General features: G+C 56.3%; 19 protein-coding genes. 13 read left to right on the forward strand and 6 right to left on the reverse strand.

What is annotated here, in order from left to right; translation table 11 throughout:
* The first annotated feature begins 33 nt into the window (after nucleotides 1-33).
* The 3 genes from PGR10_RS20695 to xylR all read left to right on the forward strand — a co-directional run bounded on the left by PGR10_RS20695 (nucleotide 34) and on the right by xylR (nucleotide 4,036).
* Nucleotides 34-1,575, forward strand: a complete 1,542-nt coding sequence (locus tag PGR10_RS20695) for a xylose ABC transporter ATP-binding protein (protein WP_430924035.1) — start codon at nucleotides 34-36, stop codon at nucleotides 1,573-1,575.
* Nucleotides 1,553-2,734 carry a xylose ABC transporter permease XylH gene (gene xylH, locus PGR10_RS20700; protein WP_430924036.1) on the forward strand — a complete coding sequence of 394 codons (1,182 nt, stop codon included), beginning with the start codon at nucleotides 1,553-1,555 and terminating at the stop codon, nucleotides 2,732-2,734. The genes PGR10_RS20695 and xylH overlap by 23 nt, the downstream gene beginning before the upstream one ends.
* A 123-nt stretch (nucleotides 2,735-2,857) precedes the next feature.
* Nucleotides 2,858-4,036, forward strand: coding sequence for a D-xylose utilization transcriptional activator XylR (xylR, locus tag PGR10_RS20705; protein WP_430924038.1), 1,179 nt, complete (start codon nucleotides 2,858-2,860; stop codon nucleotides 4,034-4,036).
* 43 nt (nucleotides 4,037-4,079) lie between these two features.
* Here the strand turns inward: xylR and PGR10_RS20710 are convergent, their stop codons facing one another.
* Nucleotides 4,080-4,907 (reverse strand): protein bax, encoded by an 828-nt coding sequence (locus PGR10_RS20710; protein WP_087858963.1) that lies wholly within the window; start codon nucleotides 4,905-4,907, stop codon nucleotides 4,080-4,082.
* A 315-nt stretch (nucleotides 4,908-5,222) separates the two neighbouring features.
* On the opposite strand from PGR10_RS20710, the gene PGR10_RS20715 reads away from it, so the two are divergent.
* Together PGR10_RS20715 and avtA are read left to right on the forward strand one after the other, a co-directional pair.
* The gene (locus tag PGR10_RS20715; protein ID WP_430924039.1) at nucleotides 5,223-7,253 is read left to right on the forward strand and encodes an alpha-amylase; all 2,031 of its coding nucleotides are present in this window, start codon (nucleotides 5,223-5,225) and stop codon (nucleotides 7,251-7,253) included.
* 172 nt (nucleotides 7,254-7,425) lie between these two features.
* Nucleotides 7,426-8,682, forward strand: a complete 1,257-nt coding sequence (gene avtA / locus PGR10_RS20720) for a valine--pyruvate transaminase (RefSeq protein ID WP_015369199.1) — start codon at nucleotides 7,426-7,428, stop codon at nucleotides 8,680-8,682.
* Between the two features lie 37 nt (nucleotides 8,683-8,719).
* Here avtA and PGR10_RS20725 read toward each other — a convergent pair whose 3' ends face one another.
* Together PGR10_RS20725 and yiaJ are read right to left on the reverse strand one after the other, a co-directional pair.
* Nucleotides 8,720-9,208 carry a 4Fe-4S binding protein gene (locus PGR10_RS20725; protein WP_045375337.1) on the reverse strand — a complete coding sequence of 163 codons (489 nt, stop codon included), beginning with the start codon at nucleotides 9,206-9,208 and terminating at the stop codon, nucleotides 8,720-8,722.
* A 118-nt stretch (nucleotides 9,209-9,326) separates the two neighbouring features.
* On the reverse strand, nucleotides 9,327-10,145 hold the full coding sequence (gene yiaJ / locus PGR10_RS20730) for an IclR family transcriptional regulator YiaJ (protein WP_045390824.1): 819 nt from the start codon (nucleotides 10,143-10,145) through the stop codon (nucleotides 9,327-9,329).
* Nucleotides 10,146-10,362: 217 nt separating this feature from the next.
* Between yiaJ and yiaK the strand changes: the two genes are divergently transcribed.
* Genes yiaK through araD form a run of 8 tightly spaced genes read left to right on the forward strand, consistent with a single transcriptional unit; the run spans nucleotide 10,363 to nucleotide 17,926 of the window.
* Nucleotides 10,363-11,361, forward strand: a complete 999-nt coding sequence (gene yiaK, locus PGR10_RS20735; protein ID WP_430924040.1) for a 3-dehydro-L-gulonate 2-dehydrogenase — start codon at nucleotides 10,363-10,365, stop codon at nucleotides 11,359-11,361.
* A gap of 11 nt (nucleotides 11,362-11,372) precedes the next feature.
* Nucleotides 11,373-11,837, forward strand: coding sequence for a YhcH/YjgK/YiaL family protein (locus tag PGR10_RS20740; protein WP_213794194.1), 465 nt, complete (start codon nucleotides 11,373-11,375; stop codon nucleotides 11,835-11,837).
* Nucleotides 11,838-11,875: 38 nt separating this feature from the next.
* On the forward strand, nucleotides 11,876-12,799 hold the full coding sequence (locus PGR10_RS20745) for a DUF4862 family protein (protein WP_308957657.1): 924 nt from the start codon (nucleotides 11,876-11,878) through the stop codon (nucleotides 12,797-12,799).
* Nucleotides 12,800-12,849: 50 nt separating this feature from the next.
* Nucleotides 12,850-14,169: an MFS transporter gene (locus tag PGR10_RS20750; RefSeq protein WP_430924041.1), complete on the forward strand. Its 1,320-nt coding sequence runs from the start codon at nucleotides 12,850-12,852 to the stop codon at nucleotides 14,167-14,169.
* A gap of 47 nt (nucleotides 14,170-14,216) precedes the next feature.
* Entirely contained in the window at nucleotides 14,217-15,722 is a 1,506-nt protein-coding gene (locus tag PGR10_RS20755) for an FGGY-family carbohydrate kinase (RefSeq protein ID WP_430924042.1), read from the forward strand.
* Nucleotides 15,719-16,381 (forward strand): 3-keto-L-gulonate-6-phosphate decarboxylase UlaD, encoded by a 663-nt coding sequence (ulaD, locus tag PGR10_RS20760; RefSeq protein ID WP_430924043.1) that lies wholly within the window; start codon nucleotides 15,719-15,721, stop codon nucleotides 16,379-16,381. The genes PGR10_RS20755 and ulaD overlap by 4 nt, the downstream gene beginning before the upstream one ends.
* The gene (locus tag PGR10_RS20765) at nucleotides 16,374-17,234 is read left to right on the forward strand and encodes an L-ribulose-5-phosphate 3-epimerase (protein WP_045390681.1); all 861 of its coding nucleotides are present in this window, start codon (nucleotides 16,374-16,376) and stop codon (nucleotides 17,232-17,234) included. The genes ulaD and PGR10_RS20765 overlap by 8 nt, the downstream gene beginning before the upstream one ends.
* Nucleotides 17,228-17,926 carry an L-ribulose-5-phosphate 4-epimerase gene (gene araD, locus PGR10_RS20770; RefSeq protein ID WP_047067304.1) on the forward strand — a complete coding sequence of 233 codons (699 nt, stop codon included), beginning with the start codon at nucleotides 17,228-17,230 and terminating at the stop codon, nucleotides 17,924-17,926. The genes PGR10_RS20765 and araD overlap by 7 nt, the downstream gene beginning before the upstream one ends.
* Nucleotides 17,927-17,966: 40 nt before the next feature.
* Here araD and yiaY read toward each other — a convergent pair whose 3' ends face one another.
* From yiaY to selA, 3 genes are all read right to left on the reverse strand, one after another.
* A complete protein-coding gene (yiaY, locus tag PGR10_RS20775; protein WP_113374030.1) occupies nucleotides 17,967-19,118 on the reverse strand; it encodes an L-threonine dehydrogenase in 1,152 nt (383 codons plus the stop codon).
* Between the two features lie 169 nt (nucleotides 19,119-19,287).
* Entirely contained in the window at nucleotides 19,288-21,147 is a 1,860-nt protein-coding gene (gene selB, locus PGR10_RS20780) for a selenocysteine-specific translation elongation factor (protein WP_430924044.1), read from the reverse strand.
* Nucleotides 21,144-22,532 (reverse strand): L-seryl-tRNA(Sec) selenium transferase, encoded by a 1,389-nt coding sequence (gene selA, locus PGR10_RS20785; RefSeq protein ID WP_213794201.1) that lies wholly within the window; start codon nucleotides 22,530-22,532, stop codon nucleotides 21,144-21,146. The genes selB and selA overlap by 4 nt, the downstream gene beginning before the upstream one ends.
* Nucleotides 22,533-22,604: the final 72 nt, after the last annotated feature.

Below are 22,604 nucleotides of genomic sequence, written 5' to 3' on the forward strand. Positions count from 1 at the left end.
CGTCCTGCCGGATATCGCTTTTGCGGAGTCTCTATGTCCTGGTTACTCGAAATGAAGAACATCACCAAAGCCTTCGGCGCGGTTAAGGCCGTGGATAACGTCAGCCTGCGGCTGAATGCCGGGGAAGTAGTGTCGTTATGCGGTGAAAATGGTTCGGGAAAATCGACGCTAATGAAAGTGCTGTGCGGCATCTACCCACACGGCAGTTACGATGGTGAAATCATTTTCGCCGGCGAGTCGCTGCAGGCGAATCATATTCGCGATACCGAGCGCAAAGGTATCGCCATTATTCACCAGGAGCTGGCGTTGGTGAAACATCTCACGGTGCTGGAAAATATCTTTCTCGGCGCCGAGATCTCACGCCATGGCCTGCTGGATTACGAAACCATGACCCTGCGCTGCCAGAAACTATTAGCGCAGGTGAATTTATCGATCTCGTCCGATACCCGCGTTGGCGATTTAGGCCTCGGCCAGCAGCAGTTGGTCGAGATCGCCAAGGCGCTGAATAAACAGGTACGGCTGCTGATCCTCGATGAACCCACGGCATCGTTAACCGAACAAGAAACCGCGACGCTGCTGGCGATTATTCGCGATCTGCAAAACCACGGCATCGCCTGTATTTATATTTCGCACAAGCTCAATGAAGTTAAAGCCATCTCCGACACTATCTGCGTGATACGTGACGGCCAGCATATTGGCACCCGCGACGCCAGCGGGATGAACGAAGATGACATCATCACCATGATGGTCGGGCGCGAGCTCACGGCCTTGTATCCAAACGAACCACATAATCATGGCGATGAGATATTGCGGGTCGAGCATCTCACCGCCTGGCACCCGGTTAACCGCCATATCAAGCGCGTCAACGACGTGTCGTTTTCCCTCCGCCGCGGCGAAATCCTCGGCATCGCCGGGTTAGTCGGGGCCGGGCGCACCGAGGCGGTACAGTGTCTGTTTGGCGTCTGGCCGGGGCGCTGGCAGGGAAGCATCTTTATCGACGGACAGCCGGTAACGATTAAAAACTGCCAACAGGCGATTGCCCATGGTATCGCCATGGTGCCGGAAGACCGCAAAAAAGACGGCATCGTGCCGGTGATGGCAGTCGGCAAGAACATCACTCTCGCGGCGTTAAATCAGTTCACCGGCCCGGCGAGCAGCCTCGACGACGCCGCGGAGCAGCACTGCATTCAGCAATCGATTCAGCGGCTGAAAATCAAAACGTCATCGCCGGATCTGGCGATTGGCCGCCTGAGCGGCGGCAATCAACAAAAGGCGATTCTGGCCCGCTGCCTGCTGCTCAACCCGCGCATTTTGATCCTCGATGAACCAACCCGCGGCATCGATATCGGCGCGAAATACGAAATCTACAAGCTTATCAATCAACTGGTGCAGCAAGGCATCGCCGTCATCGTGATCTCATCCGAATTGCCTGAAGTGCTCGGGCTAAGCGATAGGGTACTGGTGATGCACGAAGGCAAGCTTAAGGCCAATTTGCATAATCAAGGTCTGACCCAGGAACAGGTGATGGAAGCCGCGCTGAGGAGCGAACGCCATGTCGAAAAACACGTCGTCTGAAATCAAACTTACCCCATCCGCCCCTGCCGCTTTCCCGGCGCTGAAAGGGCTTAATCTCCAGGTTTTCGTGATGATCGCCGCGATTATCGCCATTATGCTGTTCTTTACCTGGGTTACCGACGGCGCCTATTTGAGCGCGCGTAATATTTCCAACCTCCTGCGGCAAACTGCCATCACCGGCATCCTCGCCGTCGGCATGGTGTTCGTGATCATTTCGGCGGAAATCGACCTCTCCGTTGGCTCAATGATGGGTTTGCTCGGCGGGGCGGCGGCGATTTTCGACGTTTGGCTCGGCTGGCCGCTGCCGCTCACCATCCTCGTTACGTTGGTCATGGGACTACTGCTCGGCGCGTGGAACGGATGGTGGGTCGCCTATCGCAAGGTGCCCTCTTTCATTGTTACCCTTGCCGGCATGCTGGCGTTTCGCGGAATTTTAATCGGCATTACCAACGGTACCACCGTCTCGCCCACCACGCCGGCGATGTCGCAAATCGGTCAAAGTTATTTACCGGACAGCATCGGCTTTGGAATCGGCGTTATTGGCATGGCGGCTTTTATCATCTGGCAATGGCGCGGTCGGATGCGCCGACAGGCGTTAGGACTGGCGACCACCAGTTCTGGCGGCGCGGTTGGCCGTCAGACCATCACCGCGGTTATCGTGCTGGGCGCTATCTGGCTGCTCAATGATTATCGCGGCGTGCCGACGCCGGTACTCATACTCGCCGCCCTGCTGCTGGCGGGCATGTTTATGGCGACCCGTACCGCTTTTGGCCGCCGCATCTATGCCATTGGCGGTAATCTGGAAGCGGCCCGCCTCTCCGGGATTAACGTCGAGCGCACCAAGCTTGCGGTCTTCGCCATTAACGGCCTGATGGTTGCCATCGCCGGGTTGATTCTCAGCTCGCGACTGGGAGCGGGATCGCCTTCTGCCGGTAATATCGCCGAACTCGACGCCATCGCCGCCTGCGTGATTGGCGGCACCAGTCTGGCGGGCGGCATCGGCAGCGTGGCAGGGGCGGTAATGGGGGCGTTTATTATGTCGGCGCTGGATAATGGCATGAGCATGATGGACGTCGCCACCTTCTGGCAATACATCGTTAAGGGCGCCATTTTACTTTTGGCGGTCTGGATGGATTCGGCTACCAAACGGAGAACATAACGGTATCACGATGAAAAATGCCCGAATAACTTGCGCCACCGCCAAACTTCGCCATAAGGCGCTTGAAATAATTCGGGCATTAGCCGGTATTGTATGACCGGGGTAAGAGCAGGAATATCATCTATGTTTGAAAAGCGTCACCGCATTACGCTGTTATTCAACGCCAACAAAGCCTATGACCGTCAGGTGGTTGAAGGCGTTGGCGAATATCTGCAGGCATCGCAGCTGGAATGGGATATTTTTATCGAAGAGGATTTTCGCGCGCGTATTGAAAACATCAAAGAGTGGCTGGGTGATGGCGTTATCGCCGATTACGACGACCCGGAGATAGAAAAACTGCTGGCAGATGTCAAAGTACCGATTGTCGGCGTCGGCGGCTCCTATCATCAACCAGAGTGCTACCCGCCAGTCCACTATATCGCCACCGATAATGCCGCGCTGGTCGAAAGCGCGTTCCTGCATCTGAAAGAAAAAGGCGTGAACCGCTTCGCCTTTTACGGGCTACCGACCTCCAGCGGCAAGCGCTGGGCGATGGAGCGCGAACACGCCTTCAGCCAGCTAGTCGCCAAAGAAAAATACCGTGGCGTGGTCTATCAGGGGCTGGAGACCGCGCCGGAAAACTGGCAGCATGCGCAAAATCGGCTCGCCGATTGGCTGCAAACGCTGCCGCCGCAAACCGGCATTATCGCCGTGACCGATGCCCGGGCACGTCACGTCCTGCAGGCCTGTGAGCTGCTGCATATTCCGGTGCCGGAAAAACTGTGCGTCATCGGTATCGATAACGAAGAATTGACCCGCTATCTCTCCCGCGTCGCGCTCTCTTCCGTGGCGCAGGGTACCCGGCAGATGGGCTACCAGGCGGCGAAACTCCTGCATCGATTACTGGAAAACGAAGCGCTACCGCTGCAGCGGCTGCTGGTGCCGCCGATGCGCGTCATTGAGCGGCGCTCCACCGATTATCGCTCGCTCACCGACCCTGCGGTGATTCAGGCGATGCATTACATCCGCAATCACGCCTGCAAAGGCATTAAGGTTGAGCAGGTGCTCGACGCCGTCGGTATTTCCCGATCGAATCTGGAGAAACGCTTTAAAGAAGAGGTCGGCGAGACCATCCACACGGTGATCCACAGCGAAAAGCTGGAAAAAGCGCGCAGCCTGCTGGTCTCCACCACGCTATCGATAAACGAAATTTCGCAGATGTGCGGTTATCCGTCGCTGCAGTATTTCTATTCGGTGTTTAAGAAAGAGTACGACGTGACGCCGAAAGAATACCGCGATCGGCACAGTGAAGTGATGATGTAGCGGGAAAGAAAAATGCCCGGGCTTACGCACCGGGCATTGATGATTACATATGAGCGGCAATTAAGCGCTGATTGTCCTGATACATGGCGAAGAGATAGTTGTTGTAGCTCGACCCTTTTGTCGAATATCCCTTCAGCTTGTGGATCATGGTGCTGGCAGTTACTTCCTGGTCCGTCTTACGCAGCTGTGCGCGAGACTTACGGAAGGATGAATAAGCCGGGTGCGTATTCAGGTTTTTAACATAGGCCTGAACCGACTGCTCGACAGATTCAAACTGGGAGTAGCCTTTCATTGCACCGCGGCAGTTGCCGCCGCCACACTTCATACCAAACAGGTTGTTGTTCTCACGCGCCAGCTTCGAGGTGCCCCAACCGCTTTCCGCAGCCGCCATGGTTGCCACCATGCTGTTCGGAATAATGTCGACGCGCTCAAGCAGCGAATTCCACGGTATATGGCGAGTATTGCCAGACCACTTCACTTTGTAACGTGAAGCGATGTCTTTCAGACGCGCCTGCTCGCTCGGCGACCAACGGCCGTCGTATTGCTTAGAGACAAGCCAGTTACGATCTGCCGTGATCGCTTGATTTTGCTTTGTAATGTAAGGCATAACCGTCCGGAGAAACGCTTTTTTCCTTGGTGTCCCGGAAGGGTATTTTCGCAAATCAGGAAGTGAACTGCTCTTTACACTATTGCGAGAATACTCTTGTTTACTGCTAACCTTGATACTACTGGGCTTCTTTACTTTCTTAACTACTGAGGCTTTATGACTCTTTGTTGCTGTGTGCGTTGTCGCCAACACACTACCTGAAAAGATACAGGTAAGTAACATAAGTATCGCAGCCCCATATCGTCGCATGGGAATCGATATCATTAGGTCTCCTGGTCGGATTTACTCATTCCAACACCTTGTTTTTCGCAAAAAATCGATAGTTGAATCGCGAATAGTATCAAAAATACCCAGAGAGAGCATCAAGAGAAATAGTCCAATTCCGAATCGCTGTCATCTGAAATCGGTTTCTGCACCGTCGCGAAGGTGCAGAAATGCTATCTCCGTCTCATTTATAGCTCATTTTTTGAACTAAATCACTCACCCCTTTTCATCCTCCCCGCAAAATTACCAGCAGGATGAGTTCAACCTTATGGCGCGCAGGCACACTGTGATAAAAACCGCTAACAGGACTCCGGTATGAAACTCGCTGCGCTCGCCTCGCTACTGCTGCCCGGGATGGCTTTTGCCGCCTGGACAACCGCTGACTTTCCCGCCTTCACTGAACAGGATGCAGGCCGCTTTACGACGCAAAATGAGGTGACGAAGGGTACCCGCCCTTTGCGGATAAGTTTTGACCAACAGTGCTGGCAGCCTGCGGGGGCGATAAAACTCAATCAGATGCTGTCGCTGGAACCTTGTCGGGATACGCCACCGCAGTGGCGCGTGTTCCGCGACGGGCGCTATACGCTGGAAGTCGATACCCGCTCCGGCACGCCAACGCTGATGCTGTCGCTGGCGGAACAGGACACGGCCAGCACTCAGCCGCTGATGCGCCAGTGTCCGAAATGGGATGGTAAACCGCTGACGTTCGATGTCGGCCAGACGTTTGCCGAGGGAAGCCAGGTGCGTGATTTTTACAGCGGTAATCTCGCCACGGTGAAAGCAGGTAAAATCACGCTGCAGCCCGCCGCAGGCAGTAATGGGCTCGTGCTGCTTGAAAAAGCGGATAGCGCCGCCAGCGCGCCGTTTAACTGGCATAACGCCACTATCTATTTTGTCCTGACCGATCGCTTCGTTAACGGCAATCCGGCCAACGACAACAGCTACGGGCGCCATAAAGACGGTATGCAGGAGATAGGCACCTTCCACGGCGGCGATTTACAGGGGCTGATCAGCAAGCTAGATTATCTTCAACAGCTTGGCGTCAACGCGCTATGGATAAGTTCACCGCTGGAGCAAATTCACGGCTGGGTCGGCGGCGGCACCAAAGGCGACTTTCCCCACTACGCCTATCACGGTTACTACACCCAGGACTGGACCCGTCTTGACGCCAACATGGGCGACGAAGCCGACCTTCGGCAACTGGTTGATGAGGCCCATCGGCGCGGCATGCGCGTCCTGTTTGATGTCGTCATGAACCATACTGGTTACGCCACGCTTGCCGATATGCAGGAATTTCACTTCGGCTCGCTGTACCTGAAAGGCGATGAACTGAAAAAAACGCTTGGCGAGCGCTGGACCGACTGGAAACCGGCGCCAGGGCAAAGCTGGCACAGCTTCAATGATTACATCAACTTCAGCGATAAAGCAGGCTGGGAACAATGGTGGGGAAAAAAATGGATCCGCACCGATATCGGCAACTACGACAATCCCGGTTTCGACGATTTCACCCTGTCGCTGGCGTTCCTGCCGGACCTGAAAACCGAATCGACGCTCCCTTCTGGCTTGCCAAATTTCTACCGTCACAAGCCGGATTCCGCCGCCAAAGAGATAGCCGGCTTCACGCCGCGCGACTATCTGACCCACTGGCTCAGCCAATGGGTACGCGATTACGGTATTGACGGCTTTCGCGTCGATACCGCAAAACACGTCGAACCGGACGCCTGGCAACAGCTCAAAACGCAGGCCACGGCCGCGCTGGCGGAATGGAAAAAAGCGAATCCTCAGAAAGCGCTGGATGACGCGCCATTCTGGATGACCGGCGAGGCCTGGGGCCACGGCGTGATGCAAAGCGACTACTATCGCCACGGCTTCGACGCGATGATCAATTTCGATTATCAGGATCGGGCGGCGAAAGCGGTGGACTGTCTGGCAAACATGGACGCCACCTGGCAGCAGATGGCGGACAAGCTGCAGGATTTCAACGTGCTGAGCTATCTCTCCTCGCACGATACCCGCCTGTTCCGCGAAGGCGGCAGCCGGGCGGCGGAACTGTTATTACTCGCCCCAGGCGCCGTACAACTCTTCTATGGCGATGAGTCTTCGCGCCCGTTCGGCCCCACGGGTTCCGACCCGCTGCAGGGTACCCGCTCCGATATGAACTGGCAGGATGTTGCCGGTAGCGCATCCGATAACGTCGCGCACTGGCAAAAAATCGCCCAATTCCGCGCCCACCATCCGGCCATTGGTATGGGAAAACAACAGACGCTGACGCTAGAGCAGGGCTATGGTTTCGTACGTGAAAGTAGCGCTGATAAAGTGATGGTTGTCTGGGCCGGACAGCAATAGCAGTCGCTTACCGGGCTCCTTGCCGCTGGCGGGAGCCTTTTCAGCACAAATAACTAAAACTTACACTGTTAGCAGAACAAAAAATAAATCGCTCCCTCCTGTGCCGATTTGCACCGCGTTGACGCTGGCGTTATGGTAATTCCCTTTCCAGAAGACCAACAGAATATCCGCGATGACATTTTCACTTTTCGGCGACAAATTCACCCGTCATTCAGGCATCACCCGCCTGATGGAAGACCTCAATGACGGCCTGCGCACACCGGGCGCGATCATGCTGGGCGGCGGCAACCCCGCGCAAATCCCGGAGATGAATGAATACTTCAATAGCCTGCTGGCCGATATGCTGGATAACGGCAAAGCCCTTGATGCGCTTTGCAATTATGATGGTCCGCAAGGGAAAAGCGAGCTTCTGACCTTGCTTGCGCAAATGCTGCGCGAAGAATTAGGTTGGGAGATCGAACCACAGAATATTGCTCTGACGAATGGCAGCCAGAGCGCATTTTTCTACTTATTTAACCTGTTTGCCGGCCGCCGTGCCGACGGCACCACCCGCAAGGTGCTGTTCCCGCTGACGCCGGAATATATCGGCTACGCCGATTCCGGGCTGGAAGAGGATCTGTTTGTCGCCACCCGCCCCAACATTGAGCTGCTGCCGGAAGGCCAGTTCAAATATCACGTGGACTTCGAACACCTGCAGATCACCGAAGAGACGGGAATGATCTGCGTCTCCCGACCAACTAATCCGACCGGCAACGTCATTACCGACGAAGAGCTTATTAAGCTTGATGCCCTCGCCAATCAGCACGGCGTGCCGCTGGTTATTGATAACGCCTATGGCGTGCCTTTCCCGGGCATTATTTTTAGCGAAGCGCGCCCGCTGTGGAACCCGAACATCGTGCTATGTATGAGCTTATCCAAGCTCGGGCTGCCGGGCACCCGCTGCGGAATCATCATCGCCAACGAGAAAATCATCACCGCGATCAGTAATATGAACGGCATTATCAGCCTCGCTCCTGGCGGGATTGGGCCAGCGATGATGTGCGAAATGATCAAGCGTAAGGACCTGCTACGGCTGTCGGAGACGGTGATTAAACCGTTCTATTATCAGCGTGTTCAGGAAACCATCGCTACCATTCGCCGCTATTTGCCGGAAGAACGCTGCCTGATTCATAAACCAGAAGGGGCGATTTTCCTGTGGCTGTGGTTTAAGGATCTGCCGATCTCCACCGAGCTGCTGTATCAGCGCCTGAAACAACGCGGCGTGCTGATGGTGCCGGGCGATTACTTCTTCCCGGGGCTGGACAAGCCGTGGCCGCATACGCATCAGTGCATGCGCATGAACTACGTGCCGGACCCGGAGAAAATCGAGGCGGGAGTGAAAATTCTTGCCGAAGAGATTGAGCGCGCCTGGCAGGAGCAAGACGCCTGATGGTGTTTCCCGGCCATGACTGACCGGGGACATCCGATTACATTGCCTGCGCCGCCCAACGGCGGCGCTCGGCGCTTAATCTTTCCAGCTCGGCGGGCTCAATACAGCGCAGCGCCTGAGTCGGACAGGCCGCTACGCACGCCGGTCCCGTTTGCCGGTGCGCGCACAGATCGCACTTCAGCGCCTGCACGCCTTCGTCGGTCAACATCACCGTCATCGCCCCATAAGGGCACGCCACCATACAGCTTTTACAACCAATGCACAGCCGTTGATCGACACGCCAGACGTCGCCTTCATGGCGTATTGCCCCTTCCGGGCAGACGTTCGCGCAGGGTGCATCCTCGCACTGACGGCACAGCGTCGCCGTTGATAGCTCATCGCTTTTCACCACGCGAATCCGCGGTGTAAAACGTCTTGCAGAAACGGTAGAACAATCCTGCCCCTGCTGATGCGACACCACGCAGGCCACCTCGCAGGTTCGACAGCCGATACACTTTTGTGCATCAGCGATAATAAAGCGGTTCATCCTCAACTCCATTCGGGATAAAAACGCAGCGTGCCAGAAAAACCCCGCTGTGCGCTTTGATCCTGAATGGAATCAGCTGCGTTTTAGGCAAATACCCAGCAAGATCTCGCCAGTTGCCTTAGCCTTCGCGAATCACAAACCCCAGCTCGCGGGAAATCGCCTCTGCCGTTTCACGCAATGGTTTGAGCAGGTTTTTCTCACCAACCTGTTTCAGGCGCGAAGTCGACAGCGAAATCGAAATGGCATAAGGCACGCGGCCGTGAATATCGAATACCGGTACCGCCAGGCACGAGACGCCGAGTTCGTTCTCTTCGCGATCCATCGCCATATTACGTTCGCGAATCTGCGCCAGCTCGTCGTTCATCGCCGGCAGGCCGGTAATGGTGTTACGGGTCAACGGCTGAATAATATCCTGATGGCTGTCCCAGTAGCTGGCAACGTAGTCAGGATGGCCGAACGCCATGTAGATCTTGCCCATCGCCGAACAGTACAGCGGCATATGCTGGCCAATATAGGCGCGGGTACGCAGCATACCGGTAGTCGGCTCCAGCTTGTAAATCAGAATCGCGTGATCGTCCTCACGGCTGGAGAAGTTCACCGTCTCGCCGGTGGCGATGTTTAAAGCTTCAAGATGCGGCGCAGCGACATGAATAATATTCAGCGACGACAGCGCCTTTTGCCCAACGGCAATAAATTTGGTGGTCAGGCGGTAACTTCCGGCGGCAGGCGCCGGAGTAACGTAGCCGCAGGACTGCAGGCCCTGCAACAACCGATGCACGGTACTTTTATTCAGGCCCGCCAGTTCAGACAGATGCGCCAACGGACAACCGTTTGGATAGTTACTGAGGATCTCAATCAGCATTAACCCGCGAAATAGACTCTGGCTTCCGGCTGGCCTCTCTTTCTCTTGCGTCATTTCACTCTCTTTTGTGCCCATCGCTTCGGCTTCCTTTTTAATCGCGCTCTGATGGTAGCGCAAAGTGTGGTTCAGTTCACGATCTGAACCGAAAAAACACAACCAACTGATTTTAATGATTTTTAAAAATAGCATCTGCCGTTGATCTGTCAAAAATTGATCGTTATATTTGAAATCAGATTTCGATATGTGAAACGTGAAGATAAAAAATCACTCAAACCCTAAGGGGAACACGGGAATGAAAGTAACTTTTGCGCAGCTAAAAGAGGCGTTCAATCGGGTATTACTCTCACGCGGTATTGCGGCGGAAACCGCCGACGCCTGCGCGGAAATGTTCGCCCGCACCACGGAATCCGGCGTCTACTCACACGGAGTGAATCGCTTTCCACGTTTTATTCAGCAACTGGATAACGGCGATATCATTCCGGATGCGAAACCTCAGCGCGTCACCAGCCTTGGCGCTATTGAGCAGTGGGATGCCCGGCGCTCGATTGGCAATCTGACGGCGAAAAAGATGATGGATCGCGCCATTGAATTGGCCTCCGACCATGGCATTGGCCTGGTGGCATTACGCAACGCCAATCACTGGATGCGCGGCGGCAGCTACGGTTGGCAGGCGGCGGAAAAAGGCTATATAGGCATCTGCTGGACCAACTCTATCGCCGTCATGCCGCCGTGGGGCGCTAAAGAGTGCCGCATTGGCACCAATCCGCTGATCGTGGCAATTCCATCCACTCCGATCACAATGGTCGATATGTCGATGTCGATGTTCTCCTACGGCATGCTGGAGGTTAATCGCCTGGCTGGTCGCGCGCTGCCGGTAGATGGCGGGTTTGATGATGACGGTAATTTGACGAAAGAGCCCGGTGTGATTGAGAAAAATCGCCGTATCCTGCCGATGGGCTACTGGAAGGGTTCCGGTTTATCAATTGTGCTGGATATGATAGCCACCCTACTTTCCAACGGTTCCTCCGTTGCTGAAGTCACTCAGGACAATAGCGACGAATATGGCGTATCGCAGATTTTCATCGCTATTGAAGTCGACAAGCTCATTGATGGCAAAACGCGTGACGCCAAACTACAGCGGATCATGGACTTCATCACCACCGCCGAACGCGCCGATGAAAATGTAGCGGTCCGCCTACCGGGCCACGAGTTTACGCGATTACTGGAAGAAAACCGCCGTAACGGGATCACCGTCGACGACAGCGTATGGGCCAAAATTCAGGCTCTGTAGGGGAAACCACTATGATTTTCGGCCATATTTCACAACCGAATCCTTGCCGTCTACCGGCAGCGATTGAAAAGGCGCTCGATTTTCTTCGGACTACCGATTTTCGCCACCAGCCCCCCGGCGTCGTCGAAATTGATGGTAAGAATATTTTTGCGCAGATCATCGATCTGACTACCCGTACGGCGACAGAAAACCGTCCGGAGGTACATCGGCATTATTTAGATATTCAATTTCTCGCTTCCGGTGAAGAAAAAATAGGTATCGCCATTGATAATGGGAATAACCAGATCAGCGAATCGTTATTAGAACAGCGCGATATTATTTTTTATCACGATAGTGAACACGAATCGTTTATTGAAATGATACCCGGTAGCTATGCCATATTCTTCCCACAAGATGTACATCGACCTGGGTGTATTAAAAGCACCGCCACCCCTATTAGAAAAATCGTCGTTAAGGTAGCTATCGATATTCTGTAAAAGAACTAATCATCTCATTAAATTTACAGGAGCACATAATGAATATTACTACCGGTTATATTATCGGTGCGTATCCCTGTGCACCCTCATTTCACCAAAAGAGTGAAGAGGAAGAGAAGGAATTCTGGCGACAACTTGCCGATACTCCAGATATTCGTGGCATAGAACAGCCTTGTCTTGAGCATATCCATCCATTAGGCGATGAGTGGCTGCTGCGCCATACGCCGGATAACTGGCAAATTGTGATTACCGCCATTATGGAAACCATGCGCCGCCGCGGAGAAAACGCCGGCTTCGGCCTGGCCTCCAGCGATGAACAACAGCGTGTAGCCTGCGTTGAATACTACCGCCACCTTCATCGCAAAATTAATAAAATCAACGGTATTCAACCCGGTAAAGTCACCGCGCTTGAGCTACAGGCCGCGCCGCTGGCGGGAGATCAAAACATCGCCCAGGCAACGGACGCCTTTTCACGCTCGCTCAAAGAAATCGCCAGTTGGGACTGGCGCTGCGATCTGGTGCTGGAACACTGTGACGCGATGAATGGCCCAGCACCGCGTAAAGGCTTTCTGCCACTGGATAATGTACTGGAAGTCATTGCCGACCATGAGATAAGCGTGTGCATCAACTGGGCGCGCTCGGCCATTGAAGGCCGCGATACCGCGCTGCCGTTGGCCCATACCCGGCAGGTTAAACAGGCTGGTAAACTGGGCGCGCTGATGTTCTCCGGCACCACCCGCCAGGGTGAATATGGCGAATGGCAGGATTTACACGCGCCATTTGCGCCCTTCTGCCCGCAAAGCCTGATGACCGCGCAGCATGCCCGCGATATTTTCGCCTGCGCTGCAGGCGCATCGTTGCAGTTCGCCGGTATTAAATTATTGGAAATAGACCCAAATGCCGATGTTAACCACCGCATAGCCATTTTGCGTGACGGTATCAGCATATTAAAAAACGCATAAGAACAACTACGTTTTCATTGTCATAATATTTACTCTACGAGAATATTAATATGAACATGACCTCTCGCCCTACAGCAAAAGATATTCCACGCCAGCGTTGGCTGAGAATTATTCCACCGATTCTTATTGCCTGTATTATTTCCTATATGGACCGCGTTAATATCGCCTTTGCGATGCCGGGCGGTATGGATGCCGAACTGGGTATTTCCGCTACCATGGCGGGGCTCGCTGGTGGTATTTTCTTTATTGGTTATTTATTCTTACAAGTCCCTGGCGGAAAAATCGCCGTACACGGCAGCGGCAAGAAATTTATCGGCTGGTCGCTGGTCGCCTGGGCCATTATTTCCGTACTGACCGGTTTAATCACCAATCAATACCAACTGCTGATCCTGCGCTTCTTATTAGGGGTGGCGGAAGGCGGCATGCTGCCGGTGGTGCTAACGATGATCAGCAACTGGTTCCCGGACGCTGAACGCGGCCGCGCCAACGCCATTGTGATTATGTTTGTGCCGATTGCCGGGATTATTACCGCCCCGCTGTCAGGCTGGATCATCACCGTTCTCGACTGGCGCTGGCTATTTATTATCGAAGGCTTGCTCTCGGTGGTCGTGCTGGCGCTGTGGGCATACACCGTTTACGACCGCCCGCAGGAAGCGCGCTGGATATCAGCAGCGGAAAAAACCTACCTGGTCGAAACGCTGGCGGCGGAGCAAAAGGCGATTGCCGGAACTGAAGTCAAAAATGCCTCGCTCGGCGCGGTGCTCTCTGACAAAACCATGTGGCAGCTCATCGCCCTTAACTTTTTCTATCAAACCGGGATTTACGGTTACACCCTGTGGCTACCGACCATTCTGAAAGAGTTGACCCATAGCAGTATGGGGCAAGTCGGCGTGCTCGCTATTCTGCCCTACGTTGGCGCGATTGCCGGTATGTTCCTTTTCTCTTCGCTCTCCGACCGTACCGGCAAACGCAAGCTATTCGTCTGCCTGCCGCTGATCGGCTTCGCACTGTGCATGTTCCTATCCGTGGCGTTGAAAAATCACATCTGGCTGGCCTATGCCGCGCTGGTTGGCTGCGGGTTCTTCCTGCAATCCGCCGCCGGTGTGTTCTGGACCATTCCGGCGCGCCTGTTCAGCGCCGAAATGGCCGGTGGAGCCCGCGGGGTGATCAACGCTCTCGGCAACCTCGGCGGCTTCTGCGGCCCTTACGCCGTAGGCGTACTGATCACCCTCTACAGCAAAGATGCCGGCGTTTATTGCCTGGCTATCTCACTGGCGCTGGCGGCCCTGATGGCGCTGCTGCTGCCGGCAAAATGCGATGCCGGCTCTGCACCCGCAAAGACCATGACTCCGCGTAACCACGCAGCTTAAAACTGCCCCGGACGGCCAGGCGTCGTCCGGAAAACTGGAAGACTAAGATGAGTGAAAAAGAGACCTTCTGGCTGGGTATCGATTGTGGCGGTACTTATCTAAAAGCCGGTTTATATAACAGCCAGGGCGTAGAGCGGCGTATCGAACGCTGCCCTTTACGCACCCTCAGCGCGCAGCCGGGCTACGCCGAGCGGGAAATGGATCTGCTCTGGCAACGCTGCCATGAAACCATCGCCAGGCTGCTCAACGCCGCTAACGTCAATGGTAAGCAAATCAAGGGCATCGCTATCTCCGCTCAGGGTAAAGGGCTATTTCTGCTTGATAAACAGGATCGCCCGTTAGGTAACGCAATACTCTCCTCCGATCGCCGGGCGTTAGATATCGTTCAGCGCTGGCAACAGGATGGCATCCCTGAGCAGCTTTACCCTCTCACTCGCCAGACGCTGTGGACCGGCCATCCCGCTTCACTGCTGCGGTGGCTGAAAGAAAATGAGCCGCAGCGCTATGGGCAAATCGGCTGCGTCATGATGGCCCATGATTATCTTCGCTGGCGTTTGACCGGCATAAAAGGCTGCGAAGAAAGCAACATTTCTGAGTCCAATCTCTACAACATGAATAGCGGGCAATACGACCCGCGCCTGACCCGGTGGTTAGGCATTAGTGAAATTGACGAGGCGCTGCCGCCGATCGTCGGCTCTGCGGAAATATGCGGGGAAATCACCGCTCAGGCGGCTGCCGTTACCGGTCTGGCGGCGGGAACGCCCGTCGTCGGCGGTCTGTTTGATGTGGTTTCTACCGCGCTCTGCGCGGGCCTCAACGATGAATCAGTGCTCAATGCGGTGATGGGAACCTGGGCGGTCACCAGCGGGATCACCCACGGGCTGCGTGAGCATGAGGCTCATCCTTACGTCTATGGCCGGTTCGTCAATGACGGCGAATACATTGTGCACGAAGCGAGCCCCACCTCTTCCGGCAACCTTGAATGGTTTACCGCGCAGTGGGGAGGGCTCTCATTTACCGAGATTAATGAGGCCGTCGCCAGCCTGCCAACAGCCGGTAGCGAGCTCTTCTTTCTGCCGTTCCTTTACGGTAGCAACGCCGGCCTGGAGATGACCGGCGGTTTTTACGGCATGCAGGCCATGCACACCCGCGCGCATTTGCTACAGGCGGTGTATGAAGGCGTGGTCTTCAGCCATATGACGCATCTCAACCGCATGCGTGAGCGCTTTACCCATGTCCAGGCTCTGCGCGTCACCGGCGGTCCGGCGCATTCCGAGGTATGGATGCAAATGCTGGCGGACGTCAGCGGTCTGCGCATCGAACTGCCGCAGGTTGAAGAGACCGGTTGTTTTGGCGCCGCGCTTGCCGCCCGCGTCGGTACCGGCGTCTATCGCCACTTCCGCGAGGCCCTGAGCAGCCTGCAGCATCCGGTACGAACCCTGCTGCCTGACATGACCGCACACCGTCTTTATCAGCGTAAATACCGCCAATACCAGCAATTGATTAGCGCACTACAGGGCTATCACGCCCGCATTAAGGAGCACACATTATGAGCCGACCATTACTACAACTGGCGCTCGACCATACCAGCCTGGAAGCCGCCCAGCGCGATGTCGCCGTACTGCGCCATCGCGTTGATATCGTGGAAGCGGGCACAATTCTGTGTCTGACGGAAGGACTCAACGCGGTAAAAGCCCTGCGCGCCCAGTGTCCGGATAAAATTATCGTCGCCGACTGGAAAGTCGCCGACGCTGGCGAAACGCTGGCCCAACAGGCCTTTGCCGCAGGCGCCAACTGGATGACCATTATCTGCGCCGCGCCGCTGGCGACCGTTGAGAAAGGCCATGCCGTCGCCCAGTCCTGCGGCGGCGATATTCAGATTGAACTCTTCGGTAACTGGACGCTGGATGACGCGCGCGACTGGTACCGCATCGGCGTCCGCCAGGCGATTTATCACCGCGGCCGCGATGCACAGGCCAGCGGCCAGCAGTGGGGCGACGCCGATCTGGCGCGTATGAAAGCGCTGTCGGATATCGGCCTGCAGTTGTCCATTACCGGCGGCATCACGCCGGCCGACTTACCGCTGTTTAGCGATATTGACGTCAAAGCGTTTATTGCCGGACGCGCGCTGGCGGGCGCGGCGCAGCCTGCGCAGGTTGCGAGTGATTTCCACGCCCAAATCGACGCCATCTGGGGAGAACAGCATGCGTAATCATCCCTTAGGCATCTATGAGAAAGCGCTGGCGAAAAATCTTAGCTGGCCGGAACGGCTGGTGCTGGCGAAAAGCTGCGGTTTTGATTTTGTCGAAATGTCGGTCGATGAAACCGACGAACGTCTGGCGCGCCTGGAGTGGAGCGCCACCCAGCGCGCCTCTCTGGTCGCGGCGATGCTGGAGACCGGGGTAGCCATCCCGTCAATGTGCCTGTCTGCCCATCGCCGCTTCCCGTTTGGCAGCCGCGATGAGCCAACCCGCCTGCGGGCGCGCGAGATCATGACCAAAGCCATTCAACTGGCTCGCGATTTAGGGATCCGCACCATCCAGCTGGCAGGCTATGACGTCTACTACGAAGAACACGATGACGGCACGCAGCAACGCTTTGCCGAAGGGCTGGCGTGGGCGGTCGAACAGGCCGCGGCGGCGCAGGTCATGCTGGCGGTCGAAATCATGGATACCGCTTTTATGAACTCCATCAGCAAATGGAAAAAATGGGACGAGATGCTCGCCTCGCCGTGGTTCAGCGTCTATCCGGATGTCGGTAACCTGAGCGCCTGGGGCAACGACGTCAGCGCCGAGCTTAAACTGGGCATCGACCGCATCGCCGCTATCCATCTTAAAGACACGCTACCCGTAACCGCACAATCGCCGGGGCAGTTTCGCGACGTCCCCTTCGGCGAGGGTTGTGTCGATTTTGTCGGCATCTTCAAAACGCTGCATGAGCTGAACTATCGCGGTTCATTCTTAATTGAGATGTGGACGGAAAAAGCCAAAGAGCCGGTACTGGAAATTATACAGGCGCGCCGCTGGATAGAAGCGCGGATGCAAGAAGGAGGTTTCACATGTTAGAACAATTGAAGTCTGAGGTATTAGCCGCCAACCTGGCGCTACCTGCGCATCAGCTGGTGACCTTCACCTGGGGCAACGTGAGCGCCATCGATGAAACGGGCAAGCTGATGGTTATCAAGCCATCCGGGGTGGAGTACGACGTCATGCGCGCTGACGACATGGTGGTCGTCGATATCGCCAGCGGCCATGTGGTTGAAGGCGCTAAAAAGCCCTCCTCCGATACGCCAACGCATCTTGCGCTCTACCGCCGCTACCCGCAAATCGGCGGTATCGTTCACACCCACTCGCGCCACGCGACGATCTGGTCGCAGGCAGGGTTGGATTTACCGGCCTGGGGCACCACGCACGCGGATTATTTTTATGGCGCGATCCCCTGTACCCGCCTGATGACTGCCGATGAAATTAATGGTGAATATGAGTATCAGACCGGCGAGGTGATCGTTAAAACCTTTGAAGCGCGCGATCTCGATCCCATGCAGGTCCCGGCAGTGCTAGTGCATTCACACGGTCCGTTTGCGTGGGGTAAAAACGCCGCCGACGCCGTGCATAATGCCGTCGTCCTCGAAGAGTGCGCCTATATGGGGCTTTTTTCCCGTCAGCTCACGCCACAGCTGGCCGATATGCAGCAAGAACTGCTCGACAAACATTATCTGCGTAAGCACGGCGCGAATGCTTATTACGGGCAAAACTAACGTCACCCGGCGGCGTATCGCCGCCGGGGAGTTTTTAGGATTACATCGCGGCGCGGAAAATCGCCATGATTTCTTCGTGGGTCGCCTGAATCGGATTGGTTAAACCGCAGGCATCTTTCAGCGCGTTGCTGGCCAGTAGCGGAATATCCTCTTCTTTAACGTTCAGATCGCGCAGACCGGCCGGAATGCCGACTTTACGCGCCAGCTCGCGGATGGCCGCGATGCAGGCTTCCGCGCCCTGCTTATCGTTCAGCCCGGCTACGTTCACGCCCATCGCCTGCGCGCAGTCACGCAGACGCGCGGCGGCGACGCTGCAGTTGTACTCCTGCACAAACGGCAGCAGGACGGCGTTGCAGACGCCGTGCGGCAGATCGTAGAAGCCGCCCAGCTGGTGCGCCATCGCGTGGACGTAGCCCAGCGACGCGTTGTTGAAGGCCATACCGGCAAGGAACTGCGCATAGGCCATCGCTTCACGCGCCTGTTCATTACTGCCATCTTCCACTGCATGAGTTAAATTCTGTGAAATCATGGTCATGGCTTTCAACGCGCAGGCATCGGTAATCGGCGTCGCCGCGATGGAAACATAGGCTTCGATAGCGTGAGTCAGCGCGTCCATACCGGTGGCGGCGGTCAGAGATTTCGGCATCCCCATCATCAGCGAAGAGTCGTTAACCGACAGAACCGGCGTCACGTGTTTATCGACAATCGCCATTTTGATGTGGCGATCGACATCGGTAATGATGCAGAAGCGGGTCATTTCGGAAGCCGTACCGGCGGTGGTATTGATAGCGATCATCGGCAATTGCGGTTTCGCCGAACGGTCCACCCCTTCATAGTCACGGATGTTGCCGCCATTTGCCGCGACCAGCGCGATACCTTTCGCGCAATCGTGCGGGGAACCGCCGCCCAGGGAAATCACGCAGTCGCAGTTATTTTCTTTTAGCAGCGCCAGACCGCTTTCGACGTTCAGGGTCGTCGGGTTCGGGTGCACGCCGTCATACACCACGCTGAAAATATCCCGTTCCTGTAACGCCTTTTGTACTTCACCCGCCATACCTAATTTATTCAGCATCGCGTCGGTGACGATTAATGCCCGACGATATCCGTATTGCTGGATAGTATTCATCGCTTCAGTAACAGAACCAGTGCCAATGACGTTCACTGGCGGAATATAAAAAGTCGATGCAGCCATGATGATTCCTTCATTTAGGTGAATATCATGGAAGGGTACGAGGATGTTGTAATAAAAAACATGACCTGAACGCCATTTCTGGCAAGAAATTGGATGAAAAACAGTACGTTAATATTTCCTTTTTTAACGTACTGTTAAACATTACCGGCTTAATTTTTCATTTGCGTTATTATTCGCCGTTTTTATTTTCAGGGAATAACAGCGCATCGCGAAGTAGATGATCGTTGCCCCGGCGGCGGGTAAAGCCAATGCGGTCGAAATATTCGAGTATTTGAATCGCCAGTTTACGGCCAATATTTAACGTATCGCGAAAATCCGCCGCGCAGGTGGAACCGCGCTGCAGATCCAGACGGCGGATCAATTGCGCAAATTCAACAATCCGATCGTTGCGATAATAACGATCTTTCACGATCGCCGTAATCATCCCCTGCTGCGCCGCCTGGCGCAGCACCGCGCGCATCAACGACTCTTCGATGTTCAGATCGCGCGCCAGGTCGCGTACCCACCATGGCTCATCGGCGAAGAGCGGCTCCGCCCGCTGCCAGATAGCCTGCTGCTCATCGGTAAACCCGGCTTTATGCTCCGGCAGGTGCAGCCAGCCGTGATGGCTTTGAATGACGCCGCTGCTGCGCATCTGCTCAATCAGCAGCAGCACCAGCGCTTCATCTTCCATCGGCAGCGCAATCCGCCGCAGGCGTTCACGCCCCGGCCCCGGCTCATCGCGATGCTGGTCGTGATAACGGGCCAGCGCGTCGAGCATTTTTTTCTGCCAGCGGGCGGCCAGCGGCGCGCTAAGCAGGCTATTCCCGGCCTGCAGATAGTCCGGACGGTTAATTAATGCCGTGAGGCCGTCAGCGCTCAGCTGCCGCGCCCAGGCAAACTTGTCAAGACGCACCGCATCGCGCTGCAGATGTATATCCAACGCCTGCACGTCGTCGCCCTGCGCTTCGGCCAGCGCGTAAAGCCACTGCAGATACTCCGGCTTGCGTTTACCGCGGCGCGGCGGATTCAGCGTCACCACCCGCGCGCCGGCCAGCGTCAAGCGGGCGGAAATATCGCGCAATACCAGGCGATCGTTATCCGCCAGCCACAGCGGCGTATCCAGCACCAGCTCGGCCAGATTGCCTTCCAGTAGCGAAACGCGGCCGGTGATATGGCTGGCGGCATGGTGGATATGCAGCGACTGCCACTGGCTGAGCGGCGCGTGACAGGTCAGCTCGACGATCGCCCGCTCGCAAGGTTCTGCGGGCTGAGCCGAGAGCAGCCAGTCACCGCGGCTGAGATCCTCTTTTTGCGCATCGCCAACGATATTCAGCGCGATGCGCTGCCCGGCCCGCGCCTGTTCAACCGGCTGATTCTGCGCATGTAGCCCGCGGACGCGCATGGGTTTATTGGCGCCGGTCAGCCAGAGGGTATCGCCGATTTTTACCTCGCCGGATAACGCCGTCCCGGTCACCACCAGCCCCGCGCCCTTGACGGTAAAGGCGCGATCCAGCGCCAGACGAAAACGCTGCTGTTGCGGATGCGCGCGCTCGGCCAGCTGTAGCAAATGGCTGCGCAGTTCGGCAATGCCGAGGTTTTCCGTTGCCGCGGTAGCGAAGAAAGCGGCGGCGACAAACCCCAGCTCGCTCAGCGTGGATTCCACCTGCGCCCGGACTTCGGCAACGCGCGCCGCGTCCACGCGGTCCGTTTTGGTCAACGCGACGGTTAACGTCGGTTTTCCCGTCAGCTGCAGAATCGCCAGATGCTCGCGGGTTTGCGCCATCACGCCGTCATCGCAGGCCACCACCAGCAGCGCGTGATCGATCCCGCCCACGCCGGCCAACATGTTGGACAAAAACTTTTCATGCCCCGGCACATCGATAAAACCTAACACCCGGCCATCAGGCTGCGGCCAATAGGCGTAGCCGAGATCGATAGTCATCCCGCGCGATTTCTCTTCCGGCAGGCGATCGGCGTTAACGCCGGTAATCGCCTGCAGCAGCGTGGTTTTGCCGTGGTCCACATGTCCGGCGGTGGCAATAATCATCTCAATAACATCTCCATAAACCGGGGTTCATCTTCAAGACAGCGCAGATCCAGCCATAAGCGGCCATCATAAATTCTGCCGATCGTCGGTATCGGCAAGGCGCGCCAGCGGGCGGCCAGCGCTTCCAGCTGACTGCCGCGACCATCGCGCGGCGTAAAGGTTAACGCGGCGCTGGGCAGTCGGTCGATCGGCAACGACCCGCTGCCGATCTGCGATAAACACGCTTCGACGCGCACGTCAAAATCGCTATAGTGCGCTGCTAACGCAGGCTGAATACGCTCGCCCTGCTGGCGGATATCCTCGGCGCGGCGGGTTAGCAGACGTAGCGTCGGCAGATCGTTGGTCAGCGCTTCCGGATGCAGATACAGCCGCAGAGTCGCCTCCAGCGCCGCCAGCGTCATTTTATCCGCCCGCAGCGCGCGCTTAAGCGGATGACTCTGTAACTTCGCGATCAGCGCCCGATCGCCGACGATAATCCCCGCCTGCGGCCCGCCAAGCAGCTTATCGCCGGAAAAGCTCACCAGGTTCACGCCGGCCGCAATCAATTCCTGCGGCATCGGTTCTTTCGGCAAGCCGTACTGGCTCAAATCCACCAGCGAGCCGCTGCCGAGATCGGCCACCACCGGCACGCCATGTTCGCGGCCAATTTCCGCCAGCTCCGCCTCATCGACCGCTTTGGTAAAGCCTTCAATGCTGTAGTTGCTGGTATGCACTTTCATTAGCAGGGCGGTCTGCTCATTGATAGCCTGACGATAATCTTTGGCGTGGGTGCGGTTAGTGGTGCCCACTTCATGTAGCAGACAACCGGCCTGGCGCATGACATCGGGGATGCGAAATGCGCCGCCGATCTCGACCAGTTCGCCGCGCGAGACCACCACTTCTTTCCCGCTGGCCGTCGCCGCCAGCATCAGCAGCACCGCCGCCGCGTTGTTATTGACGATACAGGCATCTTCCGCGCCGGTGATCCGGCACAGCAGATCGGCCAGCGCCCGGTCGCGATGACCGCGCCCGGCATCGTCGAGATCGTATTCCAGCGTGACCGGCGCGCGCATCGCCTGCGCCACCGCCTGCACCGCGGCTTCCGCCTGAATGGCTCTACCCAGATTGGTGTGCAGCACGGTGCCCGTCAGGTTGAATACCGGACGCAGCGCGCTCTGCTGGCTATGGTTCAGCCGGCTGGCGGTCTCCTGAGGCCAGTCGTCGCACCACTCTGGCAATGCCTGCGCCTGGCGGATATGCTCCCGCGCCTCATCCAACATCTGGCGCAGCAGCGCCACGATTTGCGAATGGCCATGGCGATCGAGCAGTAAAGCAAAAGCGGGATCGCGAAGTAAACGATCAATGGCCGGAAGCCGGGTATAAAGCGCGCGAGTATCGGTAGACATGAGTGAACCTGACGATAAGTTATTTTCCCCCCTCCCGACGGGAGAGGGAGTCAACAATGAGTGGCGATTGTA

Source organism: Klebsiella sp. 141198, from assembly GCF_050600785.1.
Taxonomy (GTDB): domain Bacteria; phylum Pseudomonadota; class Gammaproteobacteria; order Enterobacterales; family Enterobacteriaceae; genus Klebsiella; species Klebsiella aerogenes.